The organism is Blastochloris viridis (assembly GCF_001402875.1).
Classification (GTDB): Bacteria; Pseudomonadota; Alphaproteobacteria; order Rhizobiales; family Xanthobacteraceae; genus Blastochloris; species Blastochloris viridis.
In genome coordinates this window covers 2,898,121-2,910,569 of the sequence record NZ_CP012946.1, presented here as the reverse complement: position 1 = coordinate 2,910,569, position 12,449 = coordinate 2,898,121, and the positions used below count along the sequence as shown (strand labels likewise).

Annotated in this window: 11 protein-coding genes; 5 read left to right on the top strand and 6 right to left on the bottom strand. The window is 67.3% G+C overall.

All coding sequences use genetic code 11. The annotated features are described in order from the left end of the window. The first annotated feature begins 43 nt into the window (after positions 1-43). A complete protein-coding gene (locus BVIR_RS12750) occupies positions 44-1,543 on the top strand; it encodes a UbiD family decarboxylase (RefSeq protein ID WP_055038003.1) in 1,500 nt (499 codons plus the stop codon). 335 nt (positions 1,544-1,878) lie between these two features. Here the strand turns inward: BVIR_RS12750 and BVIR_RS12740 are convergent, their stop codons facing one another. The 4 genes from BVIR_RS12740 to BVIR_RS12725 all read right to left on the bottom strand — a co-directional run bounded on the left by BVIR_RS12740 (position 1,879) and on the right by BVIR_RS12725 (position 3,860). Further along, positions 1,879-2,106 carry a type II toxin-antitoxin system HicB family antitoxin gene (locus tag BVIR_RS12740; RefSeq protein WP_055038001.1) on the bottom strand — a complete coding sequence of 76 codons (228 nt, stop codon included), beginning with the start codon at positions 2,104-2,106 and terminating at the stop codon, positions 1,879-1,881. Positions 2,107-2,144: 38 nt separating this feature from the next. After that, positions 2,145-2,366 carry an alkylphosphonate utilization protein gene (locus tag BVIR_RS12735; RefSeq protein ID WP_055038000.1) on the bottom strand — a complete coding sequence of 74 codons (222 nt, stop codon included), beginning with the start codon at positions 2,364-2,366 and terminating at the stop codon, positions 2,145-2,147. A gap of 274 nt (positions 2,367-2,640) precedes the next feature. Then, positions 2,641-3,342 carry a hypothetical protein gene (locus BVIR_RS16945; RefSeq protein ID WP_145911964.1) on the bottom strand — a complete coding sequence of 234 codons (702 nt, stop codon included), beginning with the start codon at positions 3,340-3,342 and terminating at the stop codon, positions 2,641-2,643. 227 nt (positions 3,343-3,569) lie between these two features. Then, positions 3,570-3,860, bottom strand: a complete 291-nt coding sequence (locus tag BVIR_RS12725) for a hypothetical protein (RefSeq protein ID WP_145911965.1) — start codon at positions 3,858-3,860, stop codon at positions 3,570-3,572. Positions 3,861-4,086: 226 nt separating this feature from the next. Between BVIR_RS12725 and BVIR_RS12720 the strand changes: the two genes are divergently transcribed. Genes BVIR_RS12720 through BVIR_RS12710 form a run of 3 tightly spaced genes read left to right on the top strand, consistent with a single transcriptional unit; the run spans position 4,087 to position 7,313 of the window. Then, complete coding sequence (locus BVIR_RS12720; RefSeq protein ID WP_055037997.1) at positions 4,087-5,319, top strand: NAD(P)/FAD-dependent oxidoreductase; 1,233 nt, start codon at positions 4,087-4,089, stop codon at positions 5,317-5,319. Between the two features lie 15 nt (positions 5,320-5,334). Further along, entirely contained in the window at positions 5,335-6,069 is a 735-nt protein-coding gene (locus BVIR_RS12715) for a TIGR04282 family arsenosugar biosynthesis glycosyltransferase (RefSeq protein ID WP_055037996.1), read from the top strand. Continuing rightward, a complete protein-coding gene (locus BVIR_RS12710) occupies positions 6,066-7,313 on the top strand; it encodes a lytic murein transglycosylase (protein WP_055037995.1) in 1,248 nt (415 codons plus the stop codon). The genes BVIR_RS12715 and BVIR_RS12710 overlap by 4 nt, the downstream gene beginning before the upstream one ends. A gap of 6 nt (positions 7,314-7,319) precedes the next feature. Here the strand turns inward: BVIR_RS12710 and cydB are convergent, their stop codons facing one another. Continuing rightward, complete coding sequence (gene cydB / locus BVIR_RS12705; protein WP_055037994.1) at positions 7,320-8,324, bottom strand: cytochrome d ubiquinol oxidase subunit II; 1,005 nt, start codon at positions 8,322-8,324, stop codon at positions 7,320-7,322. Further along, entirely contained in the window at positions 8,324-9,733 is a 1,410-nt protein-coding gene (locus BVIR_RS12700) for a cytochrome ubiquinol oxidase subunit I (RefSeq protein WP_055037993.1), read from the bottom strand. The genes cydB and BVIR_RS12700 overlap by 1 nt, the downstream gene beginning before the upstream one ends. A gap of 354 nt (positions 9,734-10,087) precedes the next feature. Here BVIR_RS12700 and BVIR_RS12695 point away from each other — a divergent pair, with 354 nt between their 5' ends. Then, positions 10,088-12,442, top strand: coding sequence for an alpha,alpha-trehalose-phosphate synthase (UDP-forming) (locus BVIR_RS12695; protein ID WP_082417114.1), 2,355 nt, complete (start codon positions 10,088-10,090; stop codon positions 12,440-12,442). Positions 12,443-12,449 lie beyond the last annotated feature (7 nt).

The following is a 12,449-nucleotide window of genomic DNA, read 5'->3' as shown; positions in this document are numbered from 1 at the left end:
GATTGCCGCTCGCTCCGGGCTGCGTCGATTGAGAGGGTGACCCGTGCCCGTCCGCAGCCTGCCCGCGTTCCGCGACCTGCCCGCATTCCTGACGTTCCTGGAAGGCAAGGGCCAGCTCCACCGCATCAAGGAGCCGGTCTCGACCGTCCACGCCATCACCGAAATCCACCGCCGGGTGATCGAGAAGGGCGGGCCGGCGCTGGTGTTCGAAAAGCCGCTGCTGCCCGACGGCACGGTGTCCGATATTCCCTTGGTCACCAACGTGTTCGGCACGGTGGAGCGGGTGGCGCTGGGGTTCGGCATCACCCCCGATCAGCTGGCGCCGCTGGGCGATGCGTTGGCCGAGCTGCGCAGCCCCTCGCCGCCGCAGTCGCTGCGCGACCTTCTCGACCGCCTGCCGCTGGCCCGTGCCGCGCTGCGCACCCGCCCGGCCGAGACCTCCTCGGCGCCGGTGCAGGAGGTGATCCTCACCGGCAAGGACATCGACCTCACCCGGCTGCCGGTGCAAACCTGCTGGCCCGACGAGCCGGCGCCGCTGATCACCTGGCCGTTGGTGATCACCTGCCCGCCCGGCCAGCTCGACGCCAACCACGCCAATGTCGGGGTCTATCGCATCCAGATGCTGGGGCCGGATCGGCTGATCATGCGCTGGCTGGCGATGCGCGGCGGCGCCCAGCATTTCCGCCGCTGGCAGGCCATCGGCCAGGACATGCCGGTGGCGATCGCCATCGGCACCGACCCCGCCACCATGCTGTCGGCGGTGATGCCGCTGCCGGAGAACGTGTCGGAACTCACCTTCGCCGGCCTCGTCCGCGGCGAACGGCCGCGGCTCGCCAAGGCCACCACCGTGCCGCTGATGGTGCCGGCCGATGCCGAAATCGTGATCGAGGGCATGGTGTCCGCCACCGAGACCGCGCCGGAGGGCCCCTACGGCGACCACACCGGCTATTACAACTCGGTCGAGCCGTTCCCGGTGATGCGGGTCACCGCCATCACCCGCAAGTCGAAGCCGCTGTACCTGTCGACCTTCACCGGCCGCGCCCCCGACGAGCCCGCGGTGATGGGCGCGGCGATGAACGAGATGTTCATTCCGGTGGTGAAGCGGCAGTTCCCGGAGATCGTCGACGTCTGGCTGCCGCCGGAGGCGTGCTCCTACCGCATCGCGGTGGTGTCGTTCAAAAAGTCCTACCCCGGCCACGCCCGGCGGCTGATGATGGCGCTGTGGAGCGTGCTGCCGCAGTTCACCATGACCAAGCTGATCATCGCGGTCGACGCCGACATCAAGGCGCGCCAGTGGTCGGATGTGATGTGGGCGGTGGCAACGCGCGCCGACGCCTCGCGCGACCTGCTGGTGCTCACCGACACCCCGATCGATTACCTCGACTTCGCCTCCCCCAAGGCGGGATTAGGTGGCAAGCTCGGCATCGATGCCACCACCAAGATCGGCACCGAGACCGAGCGCGAGTTCGGCAAGGTGCTGGGCATGTCCTCCGACGTCGAGGCGGTGGTGGATGCGATCTGGCCAAGGTTGGGGTTGAAGTAGCGGCTGGCCGCGCCGCCGTCGTTCCCGACGAGCGTCGTTGACGCGAGATCGGGAACCCATGATCCGCGAGGTCTGCCCGATATCGCTGCAGCTTGCGCTGCGGGGGCTTGCCGTCGTCGCGGATCATGGGTCCTCGATCGCGCGGACGCTGCGCATCCGCTTGTCGAGGACGACCGGTCGAGGAACCCTCACCACCGCCACCCTCGCCCTGAGGAGCCCGCGAAGCGGGCGTCTCGAAGGGCGATCCAGAGCGCGCCGGATGCGGCTCCAATACTGCGCCTCGTGCTCGGCCCGCGAACACACGAACACTACGTACCAGCCGAAGGGCGTCTCGCTCACCGCCGCGATGGGCAGGGCGGCACCTCGCGGCCGAGGTCGAGGGCGGCTTCGATCCAGGCGCGGATGGCGTCCTGAACATTGACGATCGCCTCTTCCGGCGTCTCGCCGTCGCTCATGCAGCCGGGCAGGTCCGGCACGATCGCCGCGAAACCGCCGCCGTCCGCCTCAGGCAGCGGCTCGACCACCACCGGGTATTCAAGACGGGTCGGGTCATTGCGGGTCATGGGCCTTCCTCACGGTGTCGACGAACCGCCGGCGTCGCTCAGGCCGTCTTGAGGAACTCGGTTTTCAGCACCAGGCCCTTGACTTGCTTGGTGTTGCACTCGACCTCGCCGGGGGTGTCGGTCGGGCGGATGTTCTTGACCAGCGTGCCGCGCTTGATGGTTTCCGACGTGCCCTTGACCTTCAGGTCCTTGATCACCGTGACGGAATCGTCGTCGGCGAGCTGGTTGCCGTTGCTGTCTGTCAGGATGCCGTCGCTCATGCCTGTTCCGTCTTGAGGCGCACGCCAAGCCCGCCGCCGTTCTCGGCGTTGAAATCAACGCCACGCTGCATGGGCTTTACGCCGCCGACTGGCGACTCGACAACATGGCCGCCCGCGTCGCCGAGGCACAGCTGCCGAAGCCGGTCGTCATCCGATCGAAGTTCTTGGCGTAGCGGCGGCAAAGACAAATGCTAATGAGCGCAATTCTCTCGTCTAAAATCTAAACGGATAATTTGGCGAAATGGCATTTCTGATGCCTGTCGTACTGCGCGCTCTATCCAAGGTCAGAATTGGAACTACTTACCTGCAACTTTGCGATGCATTCAACGCATTTGTCATAATCGTCAAAAAGTATAATTGCCCACTGAGCACAAAGGAGGGCCCCCATAATGTGGGAAAACACACTATTACGATCCCTCTTCGTTCTGCTAAATGTAACCACAACACGCTCTCTATCCAAAGTAGAGTAGAATTGACTTACGCCCTGCGAATTTGGGTGACAAATTTCGGATATTCTCTCATAAAAATCTCGCGTCCTCGGAATTTTTTTGGTCATAACGTCAAGAGCTTTTAATACGTTTATAGCTTCAAGGCCGTTCAGCTTCCAATGTTCGTGTCGTCCTCCAAAGTGCGCAATCATTATGTTTTTATCAAGGGCATCAATATCATTCAAAAGCAATGCCTTTTCTGCATGGATCAGGATATAATGCAAGAAAGCAACAGTCTCAATAAATGCTCGCGCAATTATAAGTGCAGAAAGAGTATTGTTGTCTGACCACTCACGAATTGCTGCCTCACCAAGATCAACAATTCTATAAGTTATCGCTTGCCGTAAGGTTGCATACTTCCATGCAATCTTTGATTTTTTTAGTACTCCTATCGCTTCAATTTTTGAAACTCTACTAGAAGAGAGTTGATCGAGGGCCTGGTTGCATGCATGACCGTCCGACCATTCGCCACCGGCCTCTTCGAACATCCGCTGCTCAAATCTAATCGCCATTTCCGTTCCGTTTGGCTAACCGAACACCAGCCCCGCTGCCATTCTCCGGGATGAACTCGACGCCTGCTTCCTCAAGCACCTGCCGTAGGACGGTCAAGGTAGCCGGGTTCGTCCGTGTCCTATCCGTGCTCGCCGAGGCCGCCATCGACGCCCTCATGAGATCTGAATGGCCAAGGCCCAAACCAAGTCGGGGCAGCGGGCCATTACCTGCACGAGTTCTTGGCATACGCCTCGGGCGCTGAGCCCCAGCCGCGGATCTCTTCGGCGCGGGCGATGGCGTCCTCGCGGTCCTTCGGCCCGTCGGCGACGCAGAACCAGCCCGGTGCGAAATTGGGGGTGTCCGGCCCGGTCTTGACCACGACGCCCGGAATGGCCTCGTGCTGGTCGTACCAGTGGGTCGCCTCGCTCCGCTCGCGCGAGCACATGTAGATCACGTACCAGCCGCAGGGCGTGTCGTTGACCGCCACCACCAGCGGCACGGCGGGTGGTTTCATCTCCCGCTCGGCGGCGGCGGGGAGAACCATCGTGCTGGCGATGCCGGCCAGACAGATCAAACGTGCTGCGTGCCGCATCCGTCCCCTCCGATTCGGCAATTAAAGCGATCATAGCGCAACCGCGCCCAAGCGGGAGCACGGCCGCAAGCCGCGGGCTTGCCCGCTTCCCCGTCGCGGTCCGGCGCGGTAATCGTCCGCTGCCATCAAACGGGTAGGGGAGAGCGACATGAGCGCGGGCGTGGTGATCATCGGCGGCGGGCAGGCCGGGTTGCAGGTTGCGACCAGCCTGCGCCAGGGCGGCTATGGCGAGGCCATCCGCATCATCGGCGCCGAGCCCTACGCCCCCTATCAACGCCCGCCGCTGTCGAAGGCGGTGCTGTCGGGCGAGGCCGGCGTCGACACCGTGCCGCTGCGCGGCCAGGTGTTCTTCACCGACAACCGGCTCGACCTCGTCACCGGCCGCCGGGTCGAGGCCATCGACCCCGGCTCGAAGACCGTCACCGCCGGCGCCGACACCATCGCCTATGACCACCTGATCATCGCCACCGGCGCCGACGTGCGGAAGATCCCGGTGCCGGGGGCCGATCTGCCCGGCGTGCTCTATCTGCGCGGGCTCGACGACGCGCTGAAGCTGAAGGAAGCGCTCACGACGCCGCGCAACGTGGTGGTGATCGGCGGCGGCTTCATCGGGCTGGAGGTGGCGGCCTCCGCCACCAAGCTCGGCTCAAGCGCGGTGGTGGTCGAGGCGCTGCCGCGCGTGCTGGCGCGCTCGACCGCGCCGGCGATGGCGGATGCGATCGTGCGCCGGCACACCGAGAAGGGCGTCAAGATCATGACCGGCGCCGGCGTCGCCCGCATTGAGGGCGAGGGCAAGGTGTCCGCCGTGGTGCTGTCGGACGGCACCACGCTTGCCGCCGACCTCGTCGTGGTCGGCATCGGCGTGGTGCCGGCCGCCGGCATCGCCAAAGCCGCCGGCATCGACACCGACCATGGCATCGTCGTCGATCCTCTGCTGCGCACCTCGGCGCCGGATGTATTCGCCATCGGCGACGTTGCGCGCTTTCCCACCCGTTTCGCGCCGCGTCCGGTGATGGTGGAATCGGTGCAGAACGCCATCGACCAGGGCAAGGCGGTGGCGGCGACCATCCTCGGCAAGGGCGCGGCCTATGATGCGGTGCCGTGGTTCTGGAGCGACCAGTTCGACATGAAGCTGCAGACCACCGGCCTTGCCTTCGACATCGACGAGACCGTGGTGCGCGGCGACGCCGACAGCCTGGCGTTCTCGGTGTTCCAGCTCAAGGGCGGCCGGGTGATCGCGGTCGACAGCCTCAACAAGCCGGCCGACCACATGATCGGGCGGCGCCTTGTCGCCGCAGGCGCGCAATTGCGGACGGAAGATCTGGCCGATCCGAGCTACGATCTCAAGCGCGCCGCGATGGCAGACGCGCCGCGCCGATGAGTGTTGGGAGGGCCGATGGCCGCTGAGAGCTCGGTCGCCATCGCCGTCATGGCCAAGGTGCCGGCGCCGGGTCGTGCCAAGACCCGGCTGTGCCCGCCCTTGACGCCGGACCAGGCCGCCGCGCTGGCGGCGGCGTTCCTGGCCGACATTGCCGAGCGGGTGGCGGCGCTGGCCGCCCGCATCGATGCTGCGGCCTATGTCGCCTACACCCCGCGCGCCGACGCGGTGGTGCTGGATGCGCTGGTGCCGCCGGGAATCGGCCTCGTGGTGCAGCCGGCGGGCGATCTCGGCGCCCGCATGGCGGGGGTCGCCGCCGAGCTAATGCGGCGCGGCCACCGCGGCGTGGTGCTGCTCGGCGCCGACGCGCCGACGCTGCCCGGCGCCATCGTCGAGCAGGCGGCGGCGGCGGCCGCGGTGCCCGGCCGGGTGGCGATGGCGCCGATGCTGGATGGCGGCTACGGCGTGCTGGCGCTCGACCGGCCGCATGGCGCACTGTTCGACGCCATGCCGTGGAGCACCGGAGCGGTGGCCAAATTGACCCGACGGCGGGCCCGCGCCGCCGGCATCGACCTGATCGAGCTGCCGGGCTGGTACGACGTCGACGACGCACCGTCGCTGGCGCTGCTCGCCGCCGAGTTCGCCGGCAGCCCATTGCCGCTCGGTCATGGCTTGCCGGGCGCCGACGCCGCTCGGACGCGGGCGTTGGTGTGGACGCTGTCGCAAATCGTGCAATCGGGAACGGACGAATGACACATCGGATTTTCGGCCGCGCCATCGTCGCTGCCATCGTCGTTGCGCTGGCGGCGCTGCTGTCCGCGGCGCCCGCCGGCGCCGCTGATCCGGCGTTCCAGGCCTGGCTGAAAGGGCTGTGGCCGGAGGCCGCCAAGCTCGGCGTGTCGCGCGCCACGTTCGACGAGGCGACCCGCGGCATCGAGCCCAACCTGTCGCTGCCCGATCTGGTGGTGCCCGGCCGTCCCGAGGCGCCGCCGCGCGGCCAGGCCGAGTTCGTGCAGACGCCGGCGGAATATCTGCGCGAGTCGACGCTGAGCAATCTCGCCGCGCAAGGCCGCAAGCTCTTCCTCCAGCACCGCGACACGCTGGCGCGCATCGAGCAGCGCTATGGCGTGCCGGGCGCCGTGGTGGTGGCGATCTGGGGCCGCGAAACCGCGTTCGGCACCTACAAGCTGCCGCATGACGCCATCACCGTGCTGGCGACGCAGGGCTATTACGGCAAGCGCAAGGACTTCTTTCGGAACGAGCTGCTCTACGCCTTCAAGATGCTGCAGGACGGCGTGCCGCGCGCCGACATGCGCGCCTCGTGGGGCGGCGCGATCGGCATGACGCAGTTCCTGCCGTCGGAATTCTATCGCCATGGCGTCGACTTCGACGGCGACGGCCACGTCGACATCTGGCATTCGGTGCCGGACGCGCTGGCCTCGGCGGCGCAGCAGCTCGCCCATAAGGGCTGGCAGGCCGGCCACCACTGGGCCTACGAGGTCAAGGTGCCGGCTTCGCTCGACTGCACCATCGCCGATCCCGAGCACTTGAAGCCGCTGAAGGACTGGCTCGGCAGCGGCTATGTCCCGGCGGCAAAGACGCCGCTGGCCTCGGACCTCGGCGAGCGCGCCTCGCTGCTGATGCCGGCCGGCCGCTACGGCCCGGCCTTTCTGATCCTGAAGAACTACTACGTCATCAAGGACTACAATTTCTCCGATCTCTACGTGCTGTTCGTCGGCAATGTTGCCGACCGCATCGCCGGCCTGGGTCCGTTCGCGGAACCGTGGGGCAAGGTGGTGCAGATGCGCACCACCGAGCTTGAGGAGATGCAGCGCCACCTCGCCGCGCTTGGGCTCTACCGCGACAAGATCGACGGCAAGGCCGGCATGCGCACGCGGCTGGCGTTCGGCGCCTACCAGAAGGCGAGCGGCCTCGCCCTCGACTGCTGGCCGACTCGGGCCGTGCTCGACCACATGCGCGCGCGGGCGGCACGGTGAGGCGCGTCAATGATAGCCCTGGCCCGGCCGCATCTTGCCGCGGAAGGTCCAGTACACGAACACGGTGTAGGCCAGCACCATGGGCAGCGTGATCATCGCGCCGATCAGCGAGAACATCTGCGAGGCCGGCACGGCTGCGGCGTCGTAGAGCGTCACCGACGGCGGCACGATGAAGGGATAGCTGGAGATCGCAAGGCCGAGCAGGCCGAGCAGGAACAGCGCGATGGTGCCGGCGAACGGCGCCATCTCGCCGCCTCTTTCCAGGCTGCGCCACACGCCGAACCCGACCAGCGCGGTGACCAGCGGCACCGGCGCCAGCCAGACCAGGTTGGGAAGGCTGAACCAGCGCTCGGCGATGCGCTCCGACGACAGCGCGGTCCAAAGGCTCACTGCCGCCATGAACACCAGCACCGCGATGATGAGGCGCTTGGCGATCTGCCGGGCGTGGTCGGCGATCCGGCCCTCGGTCTTCATCACCAGGAAGGTGGCGCCGAGCAGCGCGTAGCCGGTGGTGACCGCGCAGCCGCACATCAGCGCGAACGGGCTCGCCCAGTCGAACGGGCCGCCGGCGAACGCGCCGTTCGCCACCGCCACCCCCTCGACCAGCCCGCCGAGGATGACGCCCTGGCAGAACGCCGCCACCAGCGAGCCGGCGAAGAAGGCGATGTCCCACGGCAGATGGCTGGGCTTGGCCACCCAGCGGAATTCGAAGGCGACGCCGCGGAACACCAGGCCGAGCAGCATCGCGATCACCGGCAGATAGAACGCCGGCATGATGATGGAATAGGCCAGCGGAAACGCCACCCACAGCCCGCCGCCGCCGAGCACCAGCCAGGTCTCGTTGCCGTCCCAGAACGGCGCGACCGAGTTCATCATCTGGTCGCGTTCGGCCTCGTCGCTGGTGGTGGGGAACAACAGGGCGATGCCGAGGTCGAAGCCGTCGAGGATGACGTACATCGCCACCGCGACCACGATCACGCCCGCCCAGATCACCGGCAGATAAGGTTCCATCACGGCTGTCCTTCGCGCGCGTCGATGGCATCGCGCCCGCCCGGCAGCGCGGCCGCGATCGGACGGTTGGTGAGCGGCTCCTCGGCCGCGGCGGTGGTGCCGGGCGTCGGGCCGCGCACCAGCAGGCGGTTGACGTAGAAAATGCCGATGCCGAACACCACGGCGTAGATGACGAAGAACGCCGCCAGCGTGCCGGCGATGCTCTCGGCCACCACCGGCGAGGTGGCGTCGGCGGTGCGCAGGATGCCGGTCACCACCCAGGGCTGGCGGCCGACCTCCGTCACCGTCCAGCCGGCGAGAATGGCGAGGAAGCCGGACGGCCACATCCACGATTGCCAGACCAGATACCAGCGCGCCTCGAACAGCCGTCGCCGTGCCATCAGCCAGGCGCCGACCAGTCCGGCGGCGATCATCACCACGCCGATGCCGACCATCAGCCGGAATGCGAAGAACGGCATTAGCACCGGCGGGCGATCCTTGGGTTCGAACTCCTTGAGGCCGGGATAGCGGCCGCCCCACTCGTGCGCGATGATGAGGCCGCCGAGATTGGGAATCGCCACCTCATAGTCGTTGCGCTCGGCCGCCGCGTTGGGGATGCCGAACAGCACCAACGGTGCGGCCTTGCTGCCGTCCCAGTGACCCTCCATGGCGGCGAGCTTGGCCGGCTGATATTCGGCGGTGTCGAGGCCGTGATGGTCGCCGATCACCAGCTGCAGCGGCGCGACGATCGCGATCATGCCAACGCCCATCTTGACCATGATGCGCGCGGCCTCGACGTGGCGGCCGGCCAGCAAATGGCGGGCGCCGGTCGCCACCACCACGAACGCGGTGGTCAGATAGGCGGCGGTGAGCATGTGGGCGAAGCGCAGCGGGAAGGTGGGGCTGAACACCACCTTCAGCCAATCGACCGGATAGGCGATGCCATCGCGCACCTCGTGCCCGGTCGGGTAGTGCATCCAGCTGTTGGCGGAGAGGATCCAGAACGCCGAGATCGCGGTGCCGAGCGCGACCAGCGACGCGGCCACCAGGATCAGCCGCGGCGGCACCCGGTTCCAGCCGAACAGCATGATGCCGAGAAACGTCGCCTCCAGGAAGAACGCGGTCAGCACCTCGTAGCCGATCAGCGGCGCCACCACGTTGCCGACCGCGACCGAGAACCGGCTCCAGTTGGTGCCGAACTGGTAGGACAGCACGATGCCGGACACCACGCCCATGGCGAACGACACCGCGAACACCTTGGTCCAGAATCGCGCCAGGCTCTCATAGACATCGCGCCCGGTGCGCAGCCATAGCGCCAGCAGCACGGCGATATACGCCGACAGTCCGATGGTGAACGCGGGAAACAGGATGTGAAATGCCAGCGTGAGCGCCATCTGGACGCGCGCCAGCAGCAGGCCATCGAGTTCCATCCCAAGCTCCGCCGTAGTAACGACACGTTTGCGCCTTAGTGGACGACTCCAGACACTTGGAGGCCACTTGGCTTGCGAGTGTCAGAGTATCGCGTGTCGGAGGGATTTCATCCACAGATGCAGCAGGTTTGTGGTCCGGCTTTTTCCAGGCGTTTGTGCCTGCGCGGGTTCGGTCGGACCACAGTGAACGAACCACGGCGGAGTCCAAGTTGTTCCATCGCCCGCGTACAAACCTGATGAAGCGCCGCTCGGTCTTCATCGCTTGTGGCGAGCCCTGGTGGGGACATTGCCAGTGACGCGCGGGGTCCAACCGGATGCGACGGGATTCGCTGACACAGACGGGAGGATCAACCGATGTCGCTCACTGTCCAACCAGCGTGGTTTCGCGGCGTGACCGCTCGCGCGGCCGGTGCGATCGGCCGCCTGATTTCAAGCGTGTGGGAGACATCCCGCGCCCGGCGTTCGCGGCCGCTTCTTTACATCGCCGTCGGCGCGGTTGCCGGCGCCGCGGTGCTGCTGATGGTGTCCTCGCTGCTCGGTGCGGCGGTGGAGACCTGGAGCCGCGGCGACGTGCAGCTGCGGGCGCGAATCGTGCTGCTGTCGGCCAGGGATCAGATCGAGCAGCTGGCGCGCGATCCCTCGCCTGAGGCCGCCACCAAGCTCCAGGCGCTGTTCACCCGCCTGATCACCGACGAACGGCTGCAGGCGGTCGGCATCTGCGACCCCGACGGCAAGATGCGCACCGCGACGGACACCATGCCGGCGCGCCTGTTGTGCGCCTCGATCCGGCGTAGCAAGGCCGAGACCACCGTGCCGATTCGGATCGACAGCCAGGACCTCCTGGTGTCGGCGTTTCCGCTCGCCGAGGGCAAGGAAGGCCACGTCGTGATCGTGCACGATCTGACCTACGCCAAGGCGCGGTCCGATCACGCCCAGACCTTCATCATGGTGACGACCATCATCGCCGCACTGCTGGCAAGCGGCGCGGTGGCGGTGGCAATGCTGATGCTGGTGCGCAACTGGCGCGCCGCGCTGCGCGCCACGCTCGACGATCTGCGCGCCGGGCGGCTCGAAGGGGCGGGCCCGGTCACGACGCTGCCGGCCGAGCTGCGCGAGGCGCTCGACCAGTACGACCTCGTTCGCCGCACCATCGACGGCATCCACATCGACTGGACGCCGGACACGCTGCAGCGCGCGCTCGGCAGCGAGCTGCCGGGGGCCGAGGTGCTGGTGGTGTCGAACCGCGAGCCCTACATCCACAACCACACCGACGCGGGCATCACCGTGCAACTGCCGGCGAGCGGACTGGTGTCGGCGATCGAGCCGGTGATCAGGGCGTGCGGCGGCACCTGGATCGCCCACGGCAGTGGCAGCGCCGACCGCGACAGCGTCGACGCTGCCGATCGCATCGCCGTGCCGCCGGATGCGCCGAGCTACACCCTGCGCCGCATCTGGCTTACCGACGAGGAGCAGGACGGCTATTATTACGGCTTCGCCAACGAGGGCATGTGGCCGCTGTGCCATATCGCCTTCGTGCGGCCGACCTTCCGCGAGGCCGACTGGCGCTATTACCGCGAGGTCAACCAGAAATTCGCCGACGCGGTGGTGCGCGAGGCCAAGACCCACGATCCCATCGTGCTGGTGCAGGACTATCACTTCGCGCTGCTGCCGCGCATGGTGCGCAAGCATCTGCCCAAGGCCACCATCATCACCTTCTGGCACATCCCCTGGCCGAACGCCGAAACCTTCGGCATCTGCCCGTGGAAGGAGGAGATCATCGAAGGCCTGCTCGGCTCCTCGATCCTGGGCTTCCACACCAACTTCCACTGCAACAATTTCTTCGAGACCATCGACCGCTTTGTCGAGAGCCGCATCGACCGCGAGCGGCGCTCCATCACGCTGGGCGGGCAGGAGACCATGGTGCGGGCCTACCCGATCTCGATCGAATGGCCGCCGTCCGCGTTGGCCGGCCAGGCGCCGGTGCCGGCCTGCCGCGCCGCGGTGCGCCAGCGCTTCGGCCTCGGCGAGGGCGTCCGGGTCGGCATCGGCATCGAGCGGTTCGACTACACCAAGGGCATTCTCGACCGCCTGCACGGCGTCGACGTGCTGCTGAGCCGCCATCCGGAGTGGCGGGGCGCGGTGACCTTCATCCAGGCCGCGGCGCCGACCCGAAGCAAGATCGCGTCCTACCGCGCGCTGCAGGACGAGGCGGTGGCGCTGGCCGAGGAGATCAACAACCGCTACCGCACGCCGGACTGGCAGCCGCTCATCCTGTCGATCCGCCACCACCAGCCGCCGGAGGTGTTCGAGCTGTTCCGCGCCGCCGATTTCTGCGTCGTCTCCAGCCTGCACGACGGCATGAATCTGGTGGCCAAGGAGTTCGTCGCCGCCCGCGACGACGAGCGCGGCGTGCTGGTGCTCTCCACCTTCGCCGGCGCCTCGCGCGAGCTGGCCGAGGCGCTGATCGTCAACCCCTACCACGCCCACGACATGGCGGAGGCCATCCACCGCGCGCTGATGATGCCGGTCGACGAGCAGGAGGCCCGCATGCGCCAGATGCGGGCGCTGGTGCGCACCCGCAACGTCTACCGCTGGGCCGGGCAGATGCTGCTCGACGCCGCGCAGCTGCGCCGGCGCGAGGGCATCGAGCGGCTGGCGGCGGCGAACCTGCCCGCGGTGCCGCGGCTGCTCGGCCGGCGGCTGGCGTGACGGACGA

What these genes read in the sequence shown, in the direction of transcription:
- BVIR_RS12740 (WP_055038001.1), bottom strand. Translation starts at nt 2,106, where the DNA reads ATGACCCGCAATGACCCGACCCGTCTTGAATACCCGGTGGTGGTCGAG.
- BVIR_RS12735 (WP_055038000.1), bottom strand. Translation starts at nt 2,366, where the DNA reads ATGAGCGACGGCATCCTGACAGACAGCAACGGCAACCAGCTCGCCGAC.
- BVIR_RS16945 (WP_145911964.1), bottom strand. Translation starts at nt 3,342, where the DNA reads ATGTTCGAAGAGGCCGGTGGCGAATGGTCGGACGGTCATGCATGCAAC.
- BVIR_RS12725 (WP_145911965.1), bottom strand. Translation starts at nt 3,860, where the DNA reads ATGAAACCACCCGCCGTGCCGCTGGTGGTGGCGGTCAACGACACGCCC.
- BVIR_RS12720 (WP_055037997.1), top strand. Translation starts at nt 4,087, where the DNA reads ATGAGCGCGGGCGTGGTGATCATCGGCGGCGGGCAGGCCGGGTTGCAG.
- BVIR_RS12715 (WP_055037996.1), top strand. Translation starts at nt 5,335, where the DNA reads ATGGCCGCTGAGAGCTCGGTCGCCATCGCCGTCATGGCCAAGGTGCCG.
- BVIR_RS12710 (WP_055037995.1), top strand. Translation starts at nt 6,066, where the DNA reads ATGACACATCGGATTTTCGGCCGCGCCATCGTCGCTGCCATCGTCGTT.
- cydB (WP_055037994.1), bottom strand. Translation starts at nt 8,324, where the DNA reads ATGGAACCTTATCTGCCGGTGATCTGGGCGGGCGTGATCGTGGTCGCG.
- BVIR_RS12700 (WP_055037993.1), bottom strand. Translation starts at nt 9,733, where the DNA reads ATGGAACTCGATGGCCTGCTGCTGGCGCGCGTCCAGATGGCGCTCACG.
- BVIR_RS12695 (WP_082417114.1), top strand. Translation starts at nt 10,088, where the DNA reads ATGTCGCTCACTGTCCAACCAGCGTGGTTTCGCGGCGTGACCGCTCGC.